This window comes from Ruegeria sp. CK2 (assembly GCF_056536585.1).
This window is the reverse complement of sequence record NZ_JBQFPW010000001.1, coordinates 262893-284660: the sequence shown is the minus strand read 5'-3', so window position 1 is coordinate 284660 and position 21768 is coordinate 262893. Positions and strand designations below refer to the sequence as shown.

The following is a 21768-nucleotide window of genomic DNA, read 5'->3' as shown; positions in this document are numbered from 1 at the left end:
GTTTCTGTCAGGTTTGACCCATGTCACTGCCCCCTGGATTTCTGGATGAATTGCGCACCCGGCTCAGCCTGTCTCAGGTCGTTGGGCGCAAAGTCATGTGGGATGCGCGGAAATCGAACCAGGGCAAAGGTGACATGTGGGCGCCTTGCCCGTTCCACCACGAAAAGACCGCGTCGTTCCATGTTGATGATCAAAAGGGCTTTTATTACTGCTTCGGATGCCACGCCAAAGGGGATGCGATCAGCTTTGTGAAAGAGACCGAGAATGTCTCGTTCATCGAAGCCGTTGAGATTTTGGCGCGCGAGGCCGGCATGCCGATGCCTGCTCGTGACCCCAAAGCACAGGAAAAACAAGACCGCCGAACGCAGCTTGCCGAAGTGATGGAGCAGGCGGTGCAGTTTTTCCGGCTTCAACTGAAAACCGGAGCGGGGGCGGATGCGCGGGACTATCTGTCGCGCCGGGGTCTGGATGCGGAGGCGCTGGATCGCTGGGAAATCGGATTCGCGCCGGATGGCTGGCAAGGTCTGTGGGATCATCTGCGCGGCAAGAATGTCGACGAGGACCTGATCCTTGGGGTAGGGCTGGCCAAGCCTTCGAACAAGGGGAAGAAACCCTATGACACTTTCCGAAACCGTATCATGTACCCGATCCGCGATGCGCGTGGTCGGTGCATTGCCTTTGGCGGTCGGGCAATGGACCCAAATGACAATGCGAAATACCTGAACTCGCCTGAAACCGAATTGTTCGACAAGGGGCGTAGCCTATACAATCAGGGACCAGCCCGGCAGGCGGCAGGCAAAGGGCAGCCGCTGATTGTGGCCGAAGGGTATATGGACGTCATCGCGCTGGCCGAGGCTGGCTTTGGCGCGTCAGTCGCGCCTTTGGGAACCGCAATAACCGAGCATCAGCTACAATTGCTTTGGCGGATTTCAGACGAGCCGATTATTGCGCTGGATGGTGATACGGCGGGTCTGCGCGCCGCGATGCGCGCCGTCGATCTTGCTCTGCCTTTGATTGAGGCCGGGAAATCGCTGCGCTTTGCGCTAATGCCGGAAGGCAAGGATCCGGACGATCTGCTGCGCGCTGAGGGTTCGAAGGCCGTCAAAACAGTGCTGGACAGTGCCGTTCCAATGGTCAAGCTTTTGTGGCAGCGAGAGACTGAAGACAGGGTCTTTGACAGCCCTGAACGCAAGGCAGCTTTGGACAAGGCTCTGCGTGACAAAATCAAGCTGATCCGCGACCCATCAATCCGATCCCATTATGGGCAGGAAATTAAAGACCTGCGTTGGCAATTGTTCCGGCCCCAACGGCAGTCGCACAACAAACCTTGGCAGCCGCGCGGAAAGTGGAAACCGCCGAAACAGCCGGCTACGCCTGGGGCCCGTGCGTCTTTCCTGGCGTCTTCTGAGAATGCGGATATTCAGATGCGGGAGGCAGCCATTTTGGCGATCTCTATCCTGAACCCGCAGGTCGTGGTGCAATTTGAACATCAGCTTGAGGACATGGATTGCCATGATCCTGATCATGCGGCCCTGCGCCAGGCCATCTTGCGGCATGCGATCGATGATCCGGAAAACCTTGAGGACCAAATCGTCGAAACTTTGGGGGCTGAAGCCCTTGAAAACTTGCTGAGCCTTCGCCATGTGGCAGTCATCCCCTGTGTGTTCAAACCAGGCGACGTTGAAAAGGCCGAGATGACTCTGGCCGAGGAACTCGCGAAAATCAAAGCGCTCCGGGGGTTGGATGCCGAGATTGCCGAAGCCGAAGAGGAACTGTCCGATCTGGCAGACGAAGCGTTGACCTATCGGTTGGCTCAAGCCGCCGAAGAGCGCAACCGAACAAGCCGTAGCCAGAACGAAGACAAGGCCGTTTTCGACATCGCGGATAACGGTGCGCGAATCAACCGCGACGAGAAAGACGCGTTCAAGGCGATCACATCAGGTATCAATTTCGAGCGGAAACGTCGTTAAAGTGATGTTTTCGTAAGGCACTGGAAAAGAAAAACAGGTAAACGGGTGGCCGAATCACTTCAACGCGCTAATGATTCGGCTCTAACGAATCACCCATCCCTGCAGGAGCATTGAATGGCCGCCAAGGATACGAACGAAGACCGCAAATCCGACGAGCAGGAACAGGAAATCTCGCTGGACATGAGCCAGGCCAACGTCAAGAAGATGATCGCCGAGGCCCGCGAGAAAGGTTACATAACCTACGACCAGCTCAATCAGGTTCTGCCGCCTGATCAGGTCAGCTCGGAACAGATAGAAGATGTAATGTCGATGCTGTCCGAAATGGGCATTAATATCATCGAAGACGAAGAGGCCGAAGAGGAAGAGCAGAAAGGCTCGACCGATCTGGTCACCACCGATACGAATCGCGAAGTAACCCTGGCCGGTTCGCAGACGGAAAAGCTCGACCGTACAGACGACCCCGTCCGCATGTATCTGCGTGAGATGGGCAGCGTCGAACTGCTGAGCCGCGAGGGCGAAATTGCCATCGCCAAGCGGATCGAAGCAGGTCGAAACACGATGATCCTGGGGCTGTGCGAAAGCCCGCTGACCTTCCAGGCGATTACGATCTGGCACGACGAATTGCTGTCCGAAGACATTTTGCTGCGTGACGTCATCGATCTGGAAACCACCTTTGGCAACCAGATGGACGAAGACGGCGACGTTGAAGAGCCGGTTGTCGACACATCGGCCGTTTCTGCGGCAAAGCCTGAAAAGGACACCGGGCCAGAGTTAGATGCGGATGGAAATCCGATTGCTCAGGACGACGATGATGACGAAGACGAACAGGCCAACATGTCGCTCGCTGCGATGGAAGCCGCGCTGAAGGATCAGGTTCTGACCACTTTGGAACGGATCTCGACCGATTTTGCGATGCTTTCTGAAATGCAGGACAGCCGGATTTCGGCCACTCTTAACGAAGACGACACGTTCAGCGCAAAAGACGAAGAGACCTATCAGAAACTGCGCGCTGAAATCGTTGAGTTGGTGAACGGACTTCATCTTCACAACAACCGGATCGAAGCGTTGATCGACCAGCTTTATGGTATCAACCGCCGCATTATGTCGTTGGACAGTTCGATGGTGAAATTGGCCGATCAGGCCCGTATTAACCGGCGTGAGTTCATCGATGCCTATCGTGGACGCGAATTGGACCCGAATTGGCTGGCTGAGATGGCAGAAAAGCCGGGACGCGGCTGGCAGATGTTCATCGAACGCTCGACCGATAAGGTTGAAGAACTGCGCAACGATATGGCCCAGGTTGGTCAGTATATCGGCCTGGACATCCCTGAATTCCGCCGCATCGTGCAGCAGGTTCAGAAGGGCGAGAAAGAGGCCCGTCAGGCCAAGAAAGAGATGGTCGAAGCTAACCTTCGTCTGGTGATCTCGATTGCCAAAAAGTACACGAACCGTGGCCTGCAATTCCTTGATCTTATTCAGGAAGGTAACATCGGATTGATGAAGGCGGTCGACAAGTTCGAATACCGTCGTGGGTACAAGTTCTCGACCTATGCGACTTGGTGGATCCGTCAGGCGATCACGCGGTCTATCGCGGATCAGGCCCGGACCATCCGTATTCCGGTCCATATGATCGAGACGATCAACAAGCTGGTCCGCACCGGTCGTCAGATGCTGCATGAGATTGGCCGTGAGCCGACGCCAGAAGAACTGGCTGAAAAGCTGCAGATGCCGCTTGAGAAGGTTCGCAAGGTGATGAAAATCGCCAAGGAACCGATCTCTCTGGAAACGCCCATCGGCGACGAGGAAGACAGCCAGCTTGGCGATTTCATCGAGGACAAGAATGCCGTGCTGCCGCTCGATAGCGCCATTCAGGAGAACCTCAAGGAAACCACGACTCGGGTTCTGGCCTCGCTCACTCCGCGCGAGGAACGGGTTCTGCGGATGCGGTTCGGCATTGGTATGAACACCGACCACACACTGGAAGAGGTGGGTCAACAGTTCAGCGTGACCCGTGAACGGATCCGTCAGATCGAAGCGAAAGCGCTGCGAAAACTAAAACATCCCAGCAGATCGCGCAAACTGCGGTCGTTCCTGGATCAATAGAAAAAGGCGCCTCGGATTGAGGCGCCTTTTTTTGTTTTAGAAAACAGCGATTTGGCGGTATTGCCAAAAACCTTGGCAGGAAATCAAAAGAACCTGAATTGCTCCGTTTCTATGTTCGGCTTGTCCACTCATGGGACGGGCCGGGGCGAGGTAGAAATCGCTGATGACCCTGGTTTCAGGCAGGGCGCTTCCTCTCTTCGACAACTCCTGTCGCGCCACAAGGGCCATTTCGACTGGACTAGGCCGACGTTGAAACTTCGACGCCTAACCAACGGCTTCTGACTGTATTCACACATTCCTTGTGGTTCTTTCTTGTCGCATTGCCGTTGTCAGTACCGCATGACATCCTGAAAAAAAATTTTCTCGGCAGGGATGTCAGGGATATGGAATGTGGTGCGAGTCCAGAGATGTTCGATGGGAAAAACCTGATTGTTTTTGATGGCGAATGCGTTTTGTGTTCGAGGTTTTTTCAATTCATGCTTAAGCGGGATCGATCGCGGCGGTTTCAGTTTGCGACGGCGCAGTCACCGTTGGGTCAGTATCTGTTTCGGCAGCTTGGACTGCCGACGCGAGATTTTCAGACCAACCTGGTTTTTGTCGACGGTAAGGTCTACCAGCGCCTGGACGCATTCGCTGCAGCTATGCAGCAATTACCGATGGCGTGGCCAGTGTTGTCACTTTGCCGGTTTCTTCCTGCCATGTTGAAAGATCCGTTCTATAACGCGATTGCCCGAAACAGATACGCGATTTTTGGGCGCGCTGAGCTCTGCTTTGTGCCGGATGCAGATATGCGATCGCGTTTTGCACCGCAGGGGTTTCAGAGTGAGTGATCCATTTCTAAATGCTCTGCCGGCTGCGACGGAATTGCCAACAGCAGTGTGTACCCTGCACAGTACTGGAGGGTGCTTCACCGGGCGTTGTCGGATTGAACGCGGTCAAGGAAGGCTGGTTGCCATGGCGTTGCGTCTGGGTCGATTTCCCCCGGCGGGCAGAAACACACCCGTTAAGGTCACGATCAGTGGGGACGGTCAGAGATGGTACTGGGTACGCGATTTCAATGGCCATAGGATGCAATCCAGCCTGACATATGATCACGACACAGGATGCGTCCGCGAAGATTTCGGCCCGATGTCGATATGGTTGCAACCGTCTTTCGACGGGCGGCGGCTTGGAATTTCGATTCACCGATTGACCATACTGGGACTTCCAGTCCCGAAGTTTCTTTTGCCTCGTTCCGATACAATTGAATGGCAGGACGATCGCGGGCGTTTTAGGTTTGATGTTGCGGCAGAGGCGCCCGGTCTGGGATTGTTGATCCGATATCAAGGCTGGCTCACGCCAGTTCACGGAGCATCGGGTCAAAGCTGAATTGATTGTGATCCCCACTATGCAGGGTTAATCCGTGATCTAACGTCTTAGGCACACGCAATTAGGGAAGATGATAGCTATGAAACAGATTATTGTAAGCGCCACTCTCGCTGCCTTTGCGTTCAGCATTCCTGCGACTGCTGATGCCGCACCAAACGGATATCGGACCGAGCCGATAAACAGCACAGAATTCGAAGTTATTCCTAGGGCGCGTCAAGATACAGATGGATATTGGTGCGCCGCGGCGGATTTTGCCCGACGCAAGTTGGGGGCAGGATGGCAGCAGCGAATCTATGTGTTGCGTGGATATGGACCTAGCGTGACGACTGGGCGCAGAACAGCGGTGCAGTTTTCACTTAAACCCCCGACTGGGGGCGTTCCTCAGCAAAGCAGCTTTATCACGGTTGGCTTCCCGGTGGGCTACAGCATGTCCGTTCAAGGCGCCAATGGCCGCTGTAACATTCGTCCGTTTCTCCGCTAAGGAGCACATGGGAGGTTCGCATTGCAGGCAGAATTCACAATTCAAACGCAGGGGCCGGGTCTGTATGAATTCACTGATGAGATAGTTCGGTGGTCAAATTTAGTGGCGACGGATGGCGTGTTGATCCTGTTCGTTCGCCACACGTCCTGTTCCTTGCTGATACAAGAGAATGCCGATCCGGAAGTGCAAACCGATCTGCGTGCGTTTTTCGATAGGCTCGTTCCCCCGTCTGACCACCCGTCCATGGCGTATCTGCGGCACACCTATGAAGGACCAGACGATATGCCGGCGCATATCAAAGCCGCTTTGATGCCCGTGTCACTGTCGATACCAGTGTCTCAAGGGCGCCCACTTCTTGGCACATGGCAGGGGATTTACCTGGCCGAACATCGCGCTTCACCCCATACACGTTTGGTTGCGGCCCATCTGGGCTGACACTTTATTTAGCGGTGCAAAATTCCGACTACCCAAATCCTAGCGGCTGCCCTATAGTTGTGGATAAGTAAGCCGTAGCGCTTACAAAAAGAGGCCGAACAAGGGACGAGGAGACGGCGGATGCGCTGCCCGTTTTGCGGAAACATAGATACCCAGGTCAAGGATTCACGCCCGGCAGAGGATCACGTCGCGATCCGTCGGCGCAGATTCTGCCCTGCCTGTGGGGGCCGGTTCACGACATATGAGCGCGTTCAACTGCGCGACTTGGTCGTTATCAAAACCAACGGTAAACGGGAAGATTTTGATCGGGACAAGCTGGAACGCTCGATCCGCATCTCGATGCAAAAGCGTCCGGTGGATCCTGAACGGATCGATCAGATGATCTCGGGCATCGTGCGCCGATTGGAAAGCATGGGGGATACCGATATTCCCTCCAACAAGATCGGAGAAATCGTCATGGAAGCTCTGGCGCGGATTGATACCGTTGCCTATGTTCGCTTTGCGAGCGTATACAAGAATTTCCAGGCGGCCGATGATTTCGAGGAGTTTGTCCACGAACTGCGCCCGCCGCAGCCTTCGACGGACGAGTGAGCGACACAGATAAGCGATTTATGGCGTTGGCCTTGTCTTTGGGCCAGCGCGGCCAAGGCGGATGCTGGCCCAACCCCGCCGTCGGGTGTGTCATAGTGCAAGACGGGCGGATTGTTGGTCGTGGTTGGACACAACCCGGCGGACGCCCCCATGCCGAGACCGAAGCATTAACGCAGGCCGGTGCGGCAGCCCGTGGTGCGACAGCCTATGTTTCACTGGAACCCTGCGCCCATCATGGCAAAACACCACCTTGCGCCGAAGCGATAATTGCCGCTGGCGTAGGTCGCGTCGTTGCTGCGCTTGAGGACAGCGATCCGCGTGTGGCGGGGCAAGGCTTTGCAATGCTGCGCGATGCGGGGATCAAAGTTGAAACTGGTGTTTTGTCAGATCAGGCGGCGCTGCACCTGGCTGGCTTCTTTCTGAAAACTGAACAAGGCCGCCCCTTTGTAACGCTGAAACTGGCCAGCAGCTTTGATGGGCGGATCGCGACCGCGACAGGCCACAGCCAATGGATCACTGGCCCAATATCCAGACGCGCGGTCCACGCAATGCGGGCGCGTCATGATGCGGTGATGGTCGGGGCAGGCACGGCGCGCGCAGATGATCCGTCTTTGACTGTGCGAGATGTTGGCGCAACTCATCAGCCCGTGCGCGTTGTCGTGTCGCGGCATATGGATTTGCCGCTGATGGGCCAGTTGGCGCGTACGGCGTCCGAAATTCCGGTTTGGTTGTGCCATGGCCCACACCCGGATGCCGATCGGGCTCGGGCGTGGGAGGGGTTAGACGCACGTTTGATACCCTGCACCCTGAAAGATCACCATATTGATGCGGTCGATGTGCTGCAGCAACTGGGCCATGCAGGTTTGACCAGCGTCTTCTGTGAGGGCGGGGCTGCGCTGGCTGCCTCATTGCTGGCAGGGGATCTGGTTGACGAGCTGGTAGGGTTCACAGCAGGACTGACCATCGGGGCCGAAGGTCTTGCTGCGGTTGGAACGCTGGGGTTGGAGAAACTGGATGCTGCCCCCCGTTTCGAGCTCGTCGAAACGCGCGCACTAGGGGACGATGTATTCCACCGATGGCGACGATCTACGCAATAGGCGAGATGCTCAACGCCACAGATGGGCATAGGTTGCGAAGATGCCTTGCAGTTTAGACAGAATACGGTTCAGCGGCCTGGGATGAGCGACGTAACCGCTCGACAGGCGTTCGACGACGATTTCAACGGGGCAGGGCTGTCCTGTGACGGGGTCCATGTAGCGCGGGTAGTCGATCAACGTCGCGTGAAACAAACCCATTAGAGAAGGTCGCGCGCCCCGGCGTGCTGGGACTGTGCCAAGATCGGTGGTCAGCCCCCAACCTGCATAAAAAGGTGCCCCCAGCGTCGTGACTTTAACCCCTCGCAAAAGCGCCTCGAACCCAGTCAGCGAGGTCATGGTCCAGAGCTCGTCGACTTGCGCCAACAAAGCCGCAGGATCCATGTTTTCGGCCACCACATCTGCCAGTTTGTGGGCGTCAATCTTTCCCTCCCGCAGACCAGCTTCGACGTCAGGATGAGGCTTGTAGATCAATACTGCGTCTGGATGCGCATCCCGCGCGGCACTTAGCAGGTCCATATTCGTGCGCACCTCACCGGTTCCCAACAAGATAGACGCATCATTTTCAACTTGCCCCGGAACCAGGACCCGATGACCTTCGGGAAGTGAAAGACTGGTGCTGCCGGTATTGTATTTGCTCAACCCTTTGGACAGCAGCTGTCCTACCATACGCTCGACCCTTTGTTCCTGATCGGGTCGCAGGGTTTCACGTTTTGCGATCAGTTCTTCCAACCGGCTGGGCCGTGTCGGATCGTAGTAAATCCCCAGATCATCCGTCACCAGCGAGACTGGGGGCACAAGTTCTGCTCCTAGCCCACGCGAACGCAGAAAGCCGTCCTCGACCCGTGTGGCGTCTTCGATGCCTCTGGCCTGACTGGCCCAGACCATATGCGGACGTTTTGATACTGTAGGGGCTGCCGAGAAAAACCGAATCTTTTGGTGCCGCCCAAACATTTGCTGCAGGTGTCTGCGCTTCCACAGACGCATCCCCGAAGCCGTCCAGCCCAAATGATCCTGGCGCCACGCCCGGGTCTGCGCCTCTAACGTGTCCAATACGGTTTCAAGCTCACAAAGCTGGTCCCGATATGGGTCATACCATGTGGGGTAAAGCAGCATGGCTGCGGCAAACAATTGCGCCCGGGTCAGATTGCGTTGGCGGCGTGGGATTGGGTTTTCATCCTGTGTCAGGCCCCAACCAGAATAGAAAGGGTGTCCAAAAACGCGTGGTTTGTGGCCCGCCAGGATCGCCTCGAACCCCATTTGCGAAGACATGGTGTAAACACCGACAGCCCCATCCAACAACGACCACGGGCTTATTGGCTTGCGCAGAACAGACACCCGATCCGACTGGTCCTGGTCCGAGAAATATCCCTCGCGGTGACCTGCAAGCGTTTCCGGGTGCGCCTTGATCAGAACGCGCATTCCGGGGTTTTCTTCCTGAGCAATCACCAGCATTTCTCGGAAACGGGCATGGTCGCCACCGCTGGCTGTCACAGCCGCATCGCCCTGTGTTTGATCAATGACAAGAACATAACCGGGTTCGGGTGGTTGAACGTCCAAGTCAAAAGCCGAGTATTTGCTGAGGTGCAATTCTTTCAACCGCTCAATCGCGCCACGTGCCCGGTTCAGCAAGGCGGTGTCATCTAACGGGTGAGACGACAGAAGCGTTTCGAGATCCGACGGCGTTTCGGGGTCAAAATGCAGGCCGGTTTGATCCAATAACAGACCCAGCGGCGCTTCACCGCCCCGACCCGGGTGTAGTGACCTGAGGAAGGCATCCTCTACGCGCAGGATCGACGTGTTGTGTTTCTTCGCGACATGCATCCCGCGATAGGCGGTTGGACTGTTTCCCCAAACACCCACAGCATCGCTTTGCTGAGGTAGGCCAAGACGTATGTCATACCCGGCCAGCGACAGAATGCGCCTGATGCGCTTGTTTGTAAGAAAACCACCGTTGTAGACAAACAGCCGGGTGCGCTCAGCCCCGGCTGGGGTGCCCCGATCCAGGACCATTCATCAGTTACCTGATAGCGTGGCTATGTTTGCAACCGGGGTCAGCCCGCCCGCAATAAGCGAGATTGATTTGCTCCACTGGGCGTAGGGGGCTTCGGTCACGTAGATTGTGTCGTCGTCGCGAACAACAAAGTCCCGCGCAACGAAAAGGCCGTTTGGCGCAGTCAGGTTCAACAGATAGATCAACCGCTGCTCCCCCTGCAAGTCAGCCCGTCCCATCACATTGCGAGCAACATCCTGCCGTTCTTTACGTAGAATGAAGATCCCAGTGGGGTCCGATGACAAGGTCAGCAATCCGCCAACCTGTGCCAAAGCCTCAAGCGCGGAAAGGTCCTGACTTTCAAACGCGACCCGGGATTGCCCACCTGTGGCGCCCAACGCGATGTAGGATCGGCTGTCTTCTTCCACTAGGATGCGATCCCCACCGCGCAACGCAACATCCAGCCTGGGATTGCGGAACAGATCCTCGTACCAGATGGTGCCCTTCTGATCGCCGCGGATCAGGGTCACAAGCGCAATATCCGAGGCGACAGAAACACCACCAGCCTGAGACAACATACCCAGCAAAGATCGGGTAGGCCGTTCAATCGGGTAGATGCCAGGCGCCGCAACGGTGCCCGTCAGGGACACGGTCGATCCGTCACCTGCGACACGGCGTACTTCGACCTGAGGGTCAGGTGTTTGTTCCTGAAGCTTGTTTGTGATCAAAACGCGCAGTTGCTCTGGCGTGTTGCCTGCAGCGCGCATGCGCCCGGCATAGGGGACAAAGATGAACCCTTCGCTGTCGACCTGAACTTCGTCCAGCGCGGTGGCTGCACCGGTCTCACCGGACAAAAGGCCATCGTCGACGTTTTCCCAGATGGTCAACCCAAGGACATCACCCGGTCGCACCGTATCAGCCGTCAGAGTCTGTGCGGTGCTGAATGAGGAAGAAAACCCGTATTGCGGGACAGCGGAGGTGGCTCTGGCCACGCGGTCATCCACCTCGACAACAAACGCGTTGCCGCCGTTTTCGACAGAACCGGCCAGGATCTCGTTTTTGTTAGGCCCGGACTTGGGAAGCTGGCAGGCGGCCAGAAAGCCAAACGCCGCGACAAGGGAAATCCCCCGCATCCATCGGATTGGAAAGCTCTGCACTGCCGAATATCCTCAAGTTTCTTAGTTTTCGGCAGAATACCGCTTTGGAATCGCAACTTCCAGTCGCAGATGGCCAGAGCTACTCAACGATTCTCAACTGTGGCGTTATCGCCTCGTTGCTTTTCAGGACAGATTGGTAGGGATCATGGATCTGAAGCATCATATCTACCATCCGCCGCAACAGCTGTCGGCGACCACGACGGGAGTAAAACCCGCCCGGTATCTGGCTGGTTTCCAAAAGGAATTGGCGGTAACTGCGGTATGCGTCGCCGTCAGGAGCGCTGGGATTGGCAAAAAACGCAGCTATGGATTGTTGTGAGACAAATTCAGGCTTGTCGTAAACTGATTTCCCAAAGATGCGCAGCGGGATATCGCGCCACAAAACCTGCTGACCCGCCGTCGAATTGATTGTCACGGCAGAGTTCGCCTCGTCCAGCAGTTTGGCGAGTTTGCCGCCGGGCACATAGTGAACCCGGCCCTGAATTCCGTATTGCTTCGCCAATTGCCGCACGCGGCGGCGCAGCGGCTCACGGTGGTTTTCCAGAGGGTGTTCCTTAACGACCAACCGGTGATGCTTGGGTGCGCCTTGGGCGAAACCCTCGATCACCGTCTCCAGAAATTCGCTCATGCTGGAAAAGTCAGAATGAGCCTGCACCGAGCTGTCGTGACCCAATTGCAGCAGCGCGAGGTGATAGGGAAACCCGCCCGAGCGCACGCGTGCGGTTGCCCAACTGCGTTGCACCCGATGAAACGGCATAAGGATAAGCCGTTTGAAATACAGCATGAATTCTCGTGAGACGGGCAATTCCCGGTGGCGCTTGAAGTTACGGTAGCGCCCGTTCAGGAATAGGACGAACCAATGATATAGCGCGCCGTAGAAAATGTGCTGCCGCATGTCCCCCCAGTGGGACGGCGGTGGCGGCGCTTTGGACGCGGACGCCTCCAGCGCATGTTGCATCTGATCGATGTCCAGTGACATCAGGCGTGAATTGCCGTTCGACCCGCCCCGTTCATAGGTCACCCACCATGGGCGAAGGTACCCTTCTTCGAACACATGGACCATCACGCCGCGGGATTTGGCGATTTCCGCCGCACGGGCGTGGACTGGGCGGGTATCGCCATATAGCACGATGTCCGTCACACCTTTGCCAACGATCAGGTCAACCAAGGCATCCGGCCATTGTTCAATCGTGTCTCGGAACGGAATGTAGCTTGCTTTTTCAGACCAGAATGCACGATCCCCGGCATTGAAGCCTACGCGCCACGTTTGCGCCCCCGACGCGCGCAGCATGCGTCCCAGAGCATTGAAAAATGGCCCATGTGGTCCCTGCAAGAACAGGAAGACGCGACCTTTGGAACCTGAAAACGAGTGGTGCATGTAATCTGCTTTAGTCTTAGTTATTGTCAAAACTATGCCCGTTTCGCCCAATTCCAACAAGCCAGGGCTTGCCCGCCAGGGTTACTGAGCGTAACTCGACAGTGATAGTCAGGCACAGGTTATGAACTGAGGGTTAACGGAATGTTTACAGGGATCGTTACAGATGTTGGCACTGTCGCCGAGTTGGAGCAGCAAGGTGACCTGCGCGCGCGGATCAAGACGGCCTATGACACTGCGGGCATCGATATAGGTGCGTCCATCGCCAGCGACGGTGTTTGCCTGACTGTGATTGCACTGGGTGACGATTGGTACGACGTCCAAATCAGTGCCGAGACCGTCTCCAAGACCAATCTGGAAAGCTGGACGATTGGGAAGCGGATCAATCTGGAGCGTGCTCTGAAGGTTGGTGATGAACTGGGCGGCCACATCGTCTCGGGGCATGTCGATGGCGTGGCAGAGGTGGTCGAAGTCGCCGACGAAGGCGACAGCACCCGTGTCACCTTGCGCGCGCCAAAGGATCTGGCGCGGTTTATCGCACCAAAGGGGTCGGTTGCCTTGAACGGCACGTCTTTGACGGTAAACGAAGTTGAGGGCTGCGATTTCGGGATTAATTTCATTCCGCACACCAAGGACGTTACGACCTGGGGCGACGTATCAAAGGGCGACCGTGTCAACCTCGAGATCGACACACTTGCACGCTACGTCGCGCGTTTGGCCGAAATGACCTGACCTGGTTTGGGGCACACAACGTCGCGTCGCGGCCAGCCAGCGCCGTTTGCGGTCTGGCCTTTGGGCGCGTGGTGGTCTATCCCGCCCTGCAGATATGCTCTTGTGAAAGGCTGCCCCATGAGCTTTGAAACACCCGGACCGGTTGAGGCCGAGCTGCGCGACGCGATCAGCCCGATCGAAGAGATCATCGACGAGGCGCGCAAAGGCCGGATGTACATTCTGGTCGATCACGAAGATCGCGAAAACGAAGGCGATCTGGTGATCGCTGCCGAGTTTGCGGATGCCGAGGCGATCAACTTCATGGCCACCCATGGGCGCGGTCTGATCTGTCTGCCAATGACGGCGGAACGTATCGATTTGCTGGGTCTGCCAATGATGGCAGTGAATAATTCGTCCCGTCACGAAACAGCATTTACCGTTTCGATCGAGGCGCGCGAGGGCGTGTCGACCGGGATTTCTGCCGCTGATCGCGCGCTGACCGTAGCGACTGCGATCAACGAGCAAAACACCATGGCGCATATCGCGACACCCGGTCATGTTTTCCCGCTGCGGGCTAAGCGGGGTGGGGTGCTGGTGCGCGCGGGTCATACCGAGGCCGCGGTCGATATCTCGCGGCTGGCAGGGTTGAACCCTTCGGGCGTGATTTGTGAGATCATGAAGGCTGACGGCACCATGGCACGCCTGCCGGATCTGGTGGCTTTTGCCAAAGAGCATGACATGAAGATCGGCACCATCAGTGATCTGATCACGTATCGGTCTCGCAACGACAATCTGGTGGTCGAAACCTCGCGTGAAACGGTCACCTCGGAATATGGCGGCGATTGGGAGATGCGGATTTTCACCGATCAGACCCACGGCATCGAACATGTCGTCATGATCAAAGGCGATATCACGACACCCGAGCCCGTTCTGACACGCACCCATGCCCTGCACGAAGCGCCCGATATTCTGGGCCTGGGACCCAAACCGCCACAGGAACTGCCCCGTGCGATGGAAATCATCGCTGCAGAAGGACGAGGTGTGGTCTGCCTGTTCCGTCAGCCGCGCAATTCGCTTTACGCGGCCGAGGACGAAGGGCCGAGGACCATCAAGCAAACCGGCCTTGGGGCTCAGATCCTGTCCAAGATGGGCGTTCAGGAGTTAATCTTGCTGACCGACTCACCAGAAACCAAATATCTGGGTCTGGACGCCTTTGGTCTGTCCATCGTCGGAAACCGCTCCATTCTCAAGGAGGGATGATCATGGCTGAACAAGACAAACACGGCGTTCTGCCAACGCCAACATTCGACCGCCCGGTGAAATTGTTGATTGTCGTCGCGCCGTTCTACCGCGCCATCGCTGACAACCTGGTTGCCGGTGCCAAGACCGAGATCGAAGAGGCAGGCGGCACCTGTGACGTGGTCGAAGTGCCCGGTGCGCTGGAAATCCCCACCGCCATCGCCATGGCTGACCGTCAGTGCAATTTCGACGGCTATGTTGCATTGGGCTGTGTCATTCGCGGAGAGACCACGCACTATGAGACGGTGTGCAATGACTCCAGCCGCGCCATCCAGTTGATGGGTCTGCAAGGTCTGTGCATCGGTAACGGCATCCTTACGGTCGAGAATGACGATCAGGCCGAGGTGCGCGCCAACCCTGAAAAGATGAACAAAGGCGGCGGGGCGGCCGCTGCGGCCTTGCATCTGATCGCACTCAGCCGTAAGTGGGGCGCTTCGAAAAAGGGCGTTGGCTTCAAGCCGCCGTCCGAGTCCATCCTTGTGGCGGGCGATAGCAACGGACCCACGACAGCATGACCCAGAAAGACGCGCCGAAACCGGCCAACCGGAAACGCCTGATGAAATCCGCCGCGCGGCTGTACGCCGTGCAGGCGCTGTTCCAGATGGAGCAGTCGGGCCAGACGACCGAACAGGTTGTTGCTGAGTTTCTGGATCACCGGTTTGGCGCTGTCTATGAGGGTGACGAAATGCTGGATGGCGATATCTCGGTGTTTCGCGGGTTGGTGGATGATGCGGTGAACTACCAGGCGCCCATCGACCAGTTGACCGACCGTGCGCTGGTTGCGAAATGGCCGATTTCCCGGATTGACCCAACGCTGCGCGCATTGTTTCGCGCAGCAGGGGCTGAACTGACGCAAAGTGATACGCCGCCCAAAGTGGTAATCACCGAATTTGTCGACGTGGCACGCGCTTTTTTCCCGGAAGGCAAAGAACCCAAATTCGTCAACGCCGTCCTGGATCACATGGCCCACGAAGCCAAGCCCGAGGCGTTCTGACACGTTTACCCGAACCTCACATGCACTAGACTCAAAATCATAGCGCAAGGAGGTTCGTCATGCCCAAACTGATCCGCCTATACATCACTCAGGTTGCTTGGGGCTTTGCGATTTCGGCCGTGTTTGTCGGAGTGCTTTTGGCCTTGAACGTCGCCAATCTGCGTCACTTGATTACAAGCTCTGAGATTGGCCTGATTGCCCTTGTCATGATCTGGTTCATGAACGGGATCGTCTTTGCAGGCGTGCAGTTTGCCTACGCGATTATGAGCATGGCTGACAAACCGCAAGGCCCACGCCGCGGTACCCCCGTCGCGCACAGCTTCGAGCCGGCAGTTGCAAAGCAAGAAGCCGAGGCAGGGCGCTGATATCAGGTTAAGATGTGTGGCGGGACCACCAGTCAACCGTGCGGTTTGATTCCCGAGGACCTGTATGTACAGGTGGGCGCCAGGTAATCAGGCCAGGACCTGAACAGAGCCAGCCCCCTCGGAATTGCTTAAGGCCACCAGAATGCTACCTGTCACAAGAAGGGCAGAACCCGCCACGCGCCTAAGTAGGCTGTGCGGCGGGCTTGCACAAGGGGTCAGGCGTCAACTGTTTCGTGCAGCGCGGTACGCATCTTGCCAAAATGTTCGTCCCATCCATTGTCCAGAGCCAAGATCAGGCCAAAGGCCTCTGCGCCCTGCGGCAAGTCTTCGTGCTGCAGGCCAAGGCGTGTGCCTCCTGCGACGGGGTCCAGGGTCCATTTGACGACACTCACGGCTTCCCCCATGGGTTTGACCGTGAACGTATACTCCAAGTATTTCGGCGGCTGCGCGACCCGCACCTCTCCCCAGATCAGCAGATCGCCGCTGGTTGTTCCAAACATCTCGAGCTTTTGCCCTTGGGCCAGCGGGCGTTCGGGTTTGTGAAACCATTCTGCCAACCTGTCAGGCTCTGTCAGATAGGCCCAAACAGTTTCAGGTTCAGCGCGTAGGAAGATCGTTTTTTGCAGAACGGCTTCAGTCATTTCTTTTTCCTTTCAATAGCTTCTTTGAGAGAGTTGAGGCGATCATCCCAGAACTGATCGAAGTAGCTGAGCCAGTCGAGCACTGGGGCCAGGCCCTGAGGTTCAAGTCGGTTAATACGTTCTCTTCCGCGCGCTTCGACCGAAATCAGTCCACCGTCCGAAAGAACGGTTAGGTGCTTTTTTACAGCGGCGCGGGTCATATCGAACCGGGCAGTAAGTTGCCCGATCGTCATCTCTTGGGCGGCAAGGATTTGTACGATGTCCCGACGGGTAGGATCAGCAAGGGCACGAAAGGCGTTTTGGGTTTGGATATGCATCAGTAGCCTCAATTGGGATACCATTTGGTTCTATATAAATAAGATACTAAATGGTATCATGTCAAGGCAGCTGCCTGCTTTACTTTTGTTCGCTAATTGTTCACATTCCTGACATGACGTTGGATCTGCAGCCTGGACAGAAACTGGCACGGGGCGTGTCGCGCCACCTAAGCGCGCACGGCTTTGTGTCTGTTGAGGAATTCGTGCCGCAACGTGGATTGCGTGTGGATGTCATGGGGTTGGGCCCCAAGGGTGAACTATGGGTGATTGAGTGCAAGTCCAGCCGTGCTGATTTCCAGTCAGACTCCAAGTGGCAGGGCTATCTGGACTGGTGTGATCGGTTTTTCTGGGCGGTGGATACCGAGTTTCCAACCGATCTGTTGCCCAACGAAACGGGGCTGATCATTGCGGACGCCTACGATGCCGAAATCATTCGTATGGCCCCGGAAGACAGGGTGGCTCCGGCTCGCCGCAAAAAAATGATCCAAAAATTCGCCACAGATGCAGCGCGCCGCCTGCAGATGCTGCGTGATCCTAGGCTTTGACGGCTCGGGCAGCCTGCGCGGCAGCGCGGAGTTCGTCTGCGATTTCTTCGGCTTCCTCGGGTTCGAAATCCATTGGAACTTCGACCCCATCTGCCTCGATGAACAGCCGCACCATGCCGTGATCTGTCGGCCCGATCTGAAGGTTCGCCTGAATGTCGCGTTCGGTGTTGATGCCCATGTGTGCCTCCGGGACTGAGCGTTCGTGCTAGCGCGCGAAGGGTTGAGAATCAAGTCACCTTTGCTATCAGATGCGGTATGGAAGACGTTGTTCTCAGACCGTTTCGCCCCGATGACGCACCTTGGCTGATCGAACAGCACGGCACGCTGTATGCACAGGCTGAAGGGTTTGACGACAGCTTTGGCCAGCTCGTGGCGCAGATTTTGGATGACTTCATCGCCGAGCATGATCCGTCGCGGGAGCGGGGTTGGATTGCCGAAAAAGGCGGGCAGAGCTGGGTAGTATTTTCTGTGTCTCCCTGACCCAAGAAACAGCAAAGCTGCGGTTGTTTCTGTTGGTTCCACAGGCGCGCGGGTTGGGTTTGGGAAAGCGCCTTCTGGCCGCCTGTACAGGGTTTGCACGCAATGTTGGGTATCAGGAAATGGCCTTGTGGACACACGAAAGCCACAAGGCGGCCTGTGCGCTGTATCGGGCAAACGGCTGGCAGCTATTAGACAGTAAATCTGTGCGGTCTTTTGGCGTCGATCTTGTTGAACAAAGCTGGAGAATTCAGCTTTAATCCTCTTGCATTCCGGGGGCGTGTTCGGTAAATCGCCCCTCACGAGTGCCGCCTTAGCTCAGTTGGTTAGAGCGCTGGATTGTGGATCCAGAGGTCCCCTGTTCAAGCCAGGGAGGCGGTACCATCTCTCTAAAAAATCAGAACAATATGGCGTTGTGAGCGTTGATTCCGCGATGAAAACTTCAGACGCGCAGTTTGATCAGCGCGCCAGGTTCAGCCTGAATTTCATCTTGCCTTGTTTGGCGACGGGAAGATGCCGGTTCAGATGTGTGTTGATCAGGCCAAAGCCCCAGACGATCACCAGAGTCAGCACGATGAAATAAAACGCCAGGATCGGGTAGGGGACAAACGGGTTGAATGTCTTGTCGGCAAAGTAGCTGGCATAGTACAGCGCATCACCCCGTTGCTGCCACGCAGGAAAGGCAGAAAAATACACCAGCGTGGTTGCGTGGAACAGAAAGATTGCCTCGTTGGTATAAGCGGGCCAGGCCAACCGCAGCATCGTGGGCCAGACGATCCGGCGGAACCGGGACCAGCCGGACATCCCATAGGCATCTGCCGCCTCCAGATCGCCTTTGGGGATCGACCGCAGCGCGCCATAGAAAATCTCACCTGTGTAAGCTGCCGTGTTCAGGAACAGCACGATCAACGCCCCCAGCCAGGCCGAGGTGAAGGCGTCAAACATCGGGTAGGGTTTCTTCAATGACAGAAAGAAGAAATAGGCGAAGAAGAATTGGATAAATAGCGGTGAGCCTCGAAACAGGAAGATGAACCACTCGGACGGTTTTCGCAGCCACTTGTTCGCAGAGAATTTCCCAAGCGCCAGTGCAGTGGCCAGAAAGAACCCCGTCGCCAGAGCCATGATCCCGAAATAAACGTTCCAGATCATGCCTGAACCGATGAGGGTGAACTGTTCGCAGAGCGTAAAATCGTTCTTGGGCAGCAGACGCTCGCCAATGCCGATGGATCTCAGGCCGTAGTCCTGAATGGTTTGCAAGCAGCTCATGCTGTCGTCTCCTTGCGCAGCAACTCACCACCGGATGTGGCCTGGCCATGGGACAGCTTTTGCATCAGGCGTTCCAACCCGATTTCCGAAACGCGGGTCATGCCAAGATAGAAAACCAACAGGAAAAGAAAGTACCACATGCGCCAGTCGCCATGCGGGTATTGTGTAAACTTTGACGTCTTTGTACCGCCCAGCTCGCGGGCCCAGTAGACGATGTCCTCGATTCCCAGCAAGAACAGCAGGGGGGTCGCTTTGATCAGCACCATCCACAGGTTGGACAGGCCCGGCAGGGCGTAGACCCACATTTGTGGAACCAGGATGCGCCAGAATGTCTGGCGACGGGTCATCCCATAGGCTTCGGCTGTTTCAAGCTGCGCGTGCGGTACAGCACGCATCCCCCCGAACAGCACATTGGCCGCGAAAGCGCCGAAAACAATTGAGAACGTAATGACCGCCAGCAGGAACCCATAGGTTTCGTGGACCCATTCCGGGGCGGTACCCAGCGGTAGTTTAGCGGCGCGGCAAACGATAAAGTCGTTGCCCTGCCGGATTGGATCCGTCCATTCGGGGCACATGACCTGATGGCGCGTCCATTCGAAGGCCTGATCCAGAGCGATCACGAAAAACAGGAAGAATGCGATGTCCGGCACGCCACGTACAATGGCGATGTATCCTTTGCCCAGCCAGCTGAGGGGCAGGAAATGCGACCGTGCTGCCATCGCGCCTGCAAACCCAAAGCCAAGCGCAACGGGCGCGGTGACGGCCAAAAGTGCCAGAACCTTGATGAAGGACAGGTAGAATGACCAGTGGACGCCATTGGTCAGATAGCACGAAAACCAGCGGAACGTGCCCAGCGTGTCAGGATCAGCGCAGTAGGAGAACATATGGCGTCTTTCGAACGTCGCGCCCGACCTGAAGTCGGGGTAGGTTCGGCGCTAATGCGCGCCGAACCGCAAGGCAAATAGCTTAGTTGGTTACAACTGTACCGTCTGTTCCGTAGGTGGCGGTTTCTTCGCCAAACCACTTCTTCAGCATCTCGTTCAGTGTACCGTCCGCCTTCATCGAGGTGATGGCTGCATCAAATTTGCCGCGCAGCTCGCCGTCGCTTTCACGCAGGCCCATGCCGATACCACCACCCAATGGAACCGGATCGCCGATAAAGACCAGCTCGCCACTCGATTCCTCGACCAGCGGTGCCAGATAGTCACGGTCGGCCAGAACGGCGTCGGCTTCGCCGTTACGCACGGCTGCGATGGTTTCTTCCGGAGTTGCGAACTCGACCAGAGTTGCACCGGATTCTGCCACATGGCCTGCTTGAATGGTCGCGGTTTGGGCTGCAACAACACCGCCCGTTACGTCAGCCGCGTCAGACGTCGCAACATAGGCCGATGCGGTGGGTGGAAAATAGTCCTGGGTGAAGTCGATGACTTCGTCACGCTCGTCGGTGATCGACATGCCAGCCGCGATAGTGTCGTAGTTGCCAGAGACCAAGTTTGGAATGATCGAATCCCAGTCGTTCTTGACCCACTCGCAGTCCAGTTCGGCGCGTTTGCAAAGCTCATCGCCCAACTCACGCTCGAAACCGTCGATCTCGCCGGCGTCATTGATGAAGTTGTACGGAGGGTAAGCGCCCTCGGTACCCATGCGAACTGTGTCTGCCATTGCTATACCAGCAGTCAGTGCCAGCGCTGCGGTTGTCAGAATCAGGTTTTTCATTGGTTACTCCCCAGTTTGTTTCTTCCTGAAAGTTATGCCGCCTGAGTGGCGGATAGAAAGCCCCGAAGCCGTTCGGATTCGGGGGACGTAAAGATATCTTCGGCGGTGCCTTCTTCTTCGATCAAACCGTGATGAAGGAACACGACATGGCTTGAGATGTCAGCCGCCATCTTCATATCATGGGTTACGATGATCATGGTACGACCTTCGGCAGCCAGATCTTTGATCACCTTGATGACTTCCTGCTCAAGCTCTGGGTCGAGCGCCGATGTGGGCTCATCAAACAACAGAGCTTCAGGTTCCATGCACAGACCACGGGCGATGGCCGCTCGTTGCTGCTGGCCACCAGACAATTGGGCCGGGTAAACATCGCACTTGTCGCCGATGCCAACTTTTTCCAGATATCTGCGAGCGCTATCTTCAACCTCAGCCTTATCACGGCCCAGAACCGTAATCGGCGCTTCCATCACGTTCTGCAGGATAGTCAAATGCGCCCAAAGATTGAATTGTTGAAACACCATGGACAGGTTGGTGCGGATCCTCAGAACTTGCTTGGAATCCGCTGGTCTGCGGCTATGGCCTTTCCCCGACCAAAGCACCGGTTCGCCCTTAAACAGGATCTCACCTTCCTGGCTGTCTTCCAACAGGTTGCAGCAGCGCAGAAGCGTCGATTTACCTGAGCCGGACGACCCGATCAACGACACCACGTCTCCTCGATGGGCGGTAATGTCGACCCCTTTTAACACTTCGAGATTGCCGAAGCTTTTGTGAAGGTTGTTGATCTCAATAACGGGAGCGGGTTCTGTCACGGACGGTCCAGTAGCTTGTGGTGTTGGTGCGGTACTAGGGCTTAAAAATCAGAGCAATGCA

24 protein-coding genes, 1 tRNA gene and 1 pseudogene are annotated in these 21768 nt (G+C 56.5%); 16 read left to right on the top strand and 10 right to left on the bottom strand.

The window, feature by feature from the left end:
* The first annotated feature begins 20 nt into the window (after positions 1 to 20).
* The 8 genes from dnaG to ribD all read left to right on the top strand — a co-directional run bounded on the left by dnaG (position 21) and on the right by ribD (position 8045).
* A complete protein-coding gene (gene dnaG / locus ACR0BU_RS01395; protein WP_480735126.1) occupies positions 21 to 1970 on the top strand; it encodes a DNA primase in 1950 nt (649 codons plus the stop codon).
* A 114-nt stretch (positions 1971 to 2084) separates the two neighbouring features.
* Positions 2085 to 4073, top strand: a complete 1989-nt coding sequence (gene rpoD, locus ACR0BU_RS01390; protein ID WP_298932702.1) for an RNA polymerase sigma factor RpoD — start codon at positions 2085 to 2087, stop codon at positions 4071 to 4073.
* A 407-nt stretch (positions 4074 to 4480) separates the two neighbouring features.
* Entirely contained in the window at positions 4481 to 4903 is a 423-nt protein-coding gene (locus ACR0BU_RS01385) for a thiol-disulfide oxidoreductase DCC family protein (protein ID WP_299885162.1), read from the top strand.
* A complete protein-coding gene (locus ACR0BU_RS01380) occupies positions 4854 to 5441 on the top strand; it encodes a DUF4166 domain-containing protein (protein WP_480755722.1) in 588 nt (195 codons plus the stop codon). The genes ACR0BU_RS01385 and ACR0BU_RS01380 overlap by 50 nt, the downstream gene beginning before the upstream one ends.
* A gap of 79 nt (positions 5442 to 5520) precedes the next feature.
* On the top strand, positions 5521 to 5922 hold the full coding sequence (locus ACR0BU_RS01375) for a hypothetical protein (RefSeq protein ID WP_480735130.1): 402 nt from the start codon (positions 5521 to 5523) through the stop codon (positions 5920 to 5922).
* A 21-nt stretch (positions 5923 to 5943) separates the two neighbouring features.
* Complete coding sequence (locus ACR0BU_RS01370; RefSeq protein WP_480735132.1) at positions 5944 to 6357, top strand: secondary thiamine-phosphate synthase enzyme YjbQ; 414 nt, start codon at positions 5944 to 5946, stop codon at positions 6355 to 6357.
* Positions 6358 to 6477: 120 nt separating this feature from the next.
* Entirely contained in the window at positions 6478 to 6948 is a 471-nt protein-coding gene (nrdR, locus tag ACR0BU_RS01365) for a transcriptional regulator NrdR (RefSeq protein WP_117869416.1), read from the top strand.
* Positions 6945 to 8045 (top strand): bifunctional diaminohydroxyphosphoribosylaminopyrimidine deaminase/5-amino-6-(5-phosphoribosylamino)uracil reductase RibD, encoded by a 1101-nt coding sequence (gene ribD, locus ACR0BU_RS01360; protein ID WP_480735134.1) that lies wholly within the window; start codon positions 6945 to 6947, stop codon positions 8043 to 8045. The genes nrdR and ribD overlap by 4 nt, the downstream gene beginning before the upstream one ends.
* Before the next feature lie 9 nt (positions 8046 to 8054).
* On the opposite strand, the gene ACR0BU_RS01355 is transcribed toward ribD, so the two are convergent.
* The 3 genes from ACR0BU_RS01355 to ACR0BU_RS01345 form a co-directional block, all read right to left on the bottom strand.
* Positions 8055 to 10055, bottom strand: a complete 2001-nt coding sequence (locus tag ACR0BU_RS01355) for a capsular polysaccharide biosynthesis protein (RefSeq protein WP_480735135.1) — start codon at positions 10053 to 10055, stop codon at positions 8055 to 8057.
* A gap of 3 nt (positions 10056 to 10058) precedes the next feature.
* Positions 10059 to 11192, bottom strand: a complete 1134-nt coding sequence (locus ACR0BU_RS01350) for a polysaccharide biosynthesis/export family protein (protein ID WP_480735136.1) — start codon at positions 11190 to 11192, stop codon at positions 10059 to 10061.
* 79 nt (positions 11193 to 11271) lie between these two features.
* On the bottom strand, positions 11272 to 12570 hold the full coding sequence (locus tag ACR0BU_RS01345; protein ID WP_480735137.1) for a capsule biosynthesis protein: 1299 nt from the start codon (positions 12568 to 12570) through the stop codon (positions 11272 to 11274).
* Between the two features lie 141 nt (positions 12571 to 12711).
* On the opposite strand from ACR0BU_RS01345, the gene ACR0BU_RS01340 reads away from it, so the two are divergent.
* From ACR0BU_RS01340 to ACR0BU_RS01320, 5 genes are all read left to right on the top strand, one after another.
* Positions 12712 to 13299: a riboflavin synthase gene (locus tag ACR0BU_RS01340; protein WP_480735138.1), complete on the top strand. Its 588-nt coding sequence runs from the start codon at positions 12712 to 12714 to the stop codon at positions 13297 to 13299.
* A 117-nt stretch (positions 13300 to 13416) separates the two neighbouring features.
* Positions 13417 to 14538, top strand: a complete 1122-nt coding sequence (gene ribB, locus ACR0BU_RS01335) for a 3,4-dihydroxy-2-butanone-4-phosphate synthase (protein WP_298932686.1) — start codon at positions 13417 to 13419, stop codon at positions 14536 to 14538.
* Between the two features lie 2 nt (positions 14539 to 14540).
* Positions 14541 to 15092, top strand: a complete 552-nt coding sequence (locus ACR0BU_RS01330; RefSeq protein WP_298932685.1) for a 6,7-dimethyl-8-ribityllumazine synthase — start codon at positions 14541 to 14543, stop codon at positions 15090 to 15092.
* The gene (gene nusB, locus ACR0BU_RS01325) at positions 15089 to 15571 is read left to right on the top strand and encodes a transcription antitermination factor NusB (protein WP_480735139.1); all 483 of its coding nucleotides are present in this window, start codon (positions 15089 to 15091) and stop codon (positions 15569 to 15571) included. The genes ACR0BU_RS01330 and nusB overlap by 4 nt, the downstream gene beginning before the upstream one ends.
* 59 nt (positions 15572 to 15630) lie before the next feature.
* Entirely contained in the window at positions 15631 to 15936 is a 306-nt protein-coding gene (locus ACR0BU_RS01320; RefSeq protein ID WP_480735141.1) for a hypothetical protein, read from the top strand.
* Positions 15937 to 16151: 215 nt separating this feature from the next.
* On the opposite strand, the gene ACR0BU_RS01315 is transcribed toward ACR0BU_RS01320, so the two are convergent.
* Together ACR0BU_RS01315 and ACR0BU_RS01310 are read right to left on the bottom strand one after the other, a co-directional pair.
* Complete coding sequence (locus ACR0BU_RS01315) at positions 16152 to 16577, bottom strand: SRPBCC family protein (RefSeq protein ID WP_480735142.1); 426 nt, start codon at positions 16575 to 16577, stop codon at positions 16152 to 16154.
* Entirely contained in the window at positions 16574 to 16894 is a 321-nt protein-coding gene (locus tag ACR0BU_RS01310) for an ArsR/SmtB family transcription factor (RefSeq protein WP_480735143.1), read from the bottom strand. The genes ACR0BU_RS01315 and ACR0BU_RS01310 overlap by 4 nt, the downstream gene beginning before the upstream one ends.
* Before the next feature lie 113 nt (positions 16895 to 17007).
* Between ACR0BU_RS01310 and ACR0BU_RS01305 the strand changes: the two genes are divergently transcribed.
* Positions 17008 to 17439 (top strand): MmcB family DNA repair protein, encoded by a 432-nt coding sequence (locus ACR0BU_RS01305; protein ID WP_299885129.1) that lies wholly within the window; start codon positions 17008 to 17010, stop codon positions 17437 to 17439.
* Here the strand turns inward: ACR0BU_RS01305 and ACR0BU_RS01300 are convergent.
* Entirely contained in the window at positions 17429 to 17617 is a 189-nt protein-coding gene (locus tag ACR0BU_RS01300; RefSeq protein WP_120635781.1) for a DUF6324 family protein, read from the bottom strand. The two genes, ACR0BU_RS01305 and ACR0BU_RS01300, sit on opposite strands and share 11 nt — an antisense overlap.
* A gap of 77 nt (positions 17618 to 17694) precedes the next feature.
* Between ACR0BU_RS01300 and ACR0BU_RS01295 the strand changes: the two are divergent.
* Both ACR0BU_RS01295 and ACR0BU_RS01290 read left to right on the top strand, forming a co-directional pair.
* Positions 17695 to 18176, top strand: a pseudogene (locus ACR0BU_RS01295) (N-acetyltransferase family protein).
* Positions 18177 to 18223: 47 nt separating this feature from the next.
* Positions 18224 to 18300: transfer RNA gene (locus ACR0BU_RS01290), tRNA-His, on the top strand.
* A 75-nt stretch (positions 18301 to 18375) separates the two neighbouring features.
* Here the strand turns inward: ACR0BU_RS01290 and ACR0BU_RS01285 are convergent.
* The 4 genes from ACR0BU_RS01285 to ACR0BU_RS01270 form a co-directional block, all read right to left on the bottom strand.
* Entirely contained in the window at positions 18376 to 19182 is an 807-nt protein-coding gene (locus ACR0BU_RS01285) for an ABC transporter permease (protein ID WP_299078205.1), read from the bottom strand.
* On the bottom strand, positions 19179 to 20066 hold the full coding sequence (locus ACR0BU_RS01280; RefSeq protein ID WP_298932672.1) for an ABC transporter permease: 888 nt from the start codon (positions 20064 to 20066) through the stop codon (positions 19179 to 19181). The genes ACR0BU_RS01285 and ACR0BU_RS01280 overlap by 4 nt, the downstream gene beginning before the upstream one ends.
* Before the next feature lie 82 nt (positions 20067 to 20148).
* Positions 20149 to 20898, bottom strand: coding sequence for a transporter substrate-binding domain-containing protein (locus ACR0BU_RS01275; protein WP_298932671.1), 750 nt, complete (start codon positions 20896 to 20898; stop codon positions 20149 to 20151).
* A 32-nt stretch (positions 20899 to 20930) separates the two neighbouring features.
* The gene (locus tag ACR0BU_RS01270) at positions 20931 to 21707 is read right to left on the bottom strand and encodes an ABC transporter ATP-binding protein (protein WP_298932669.1); all 777 of its coding nucleotides are present in this window, start codon (positions 21705 to 21707) and stop codon (positions 20931 to 20933) included.
* Positions 21708 to 21768: the final 61 nt, after the last annotated feature.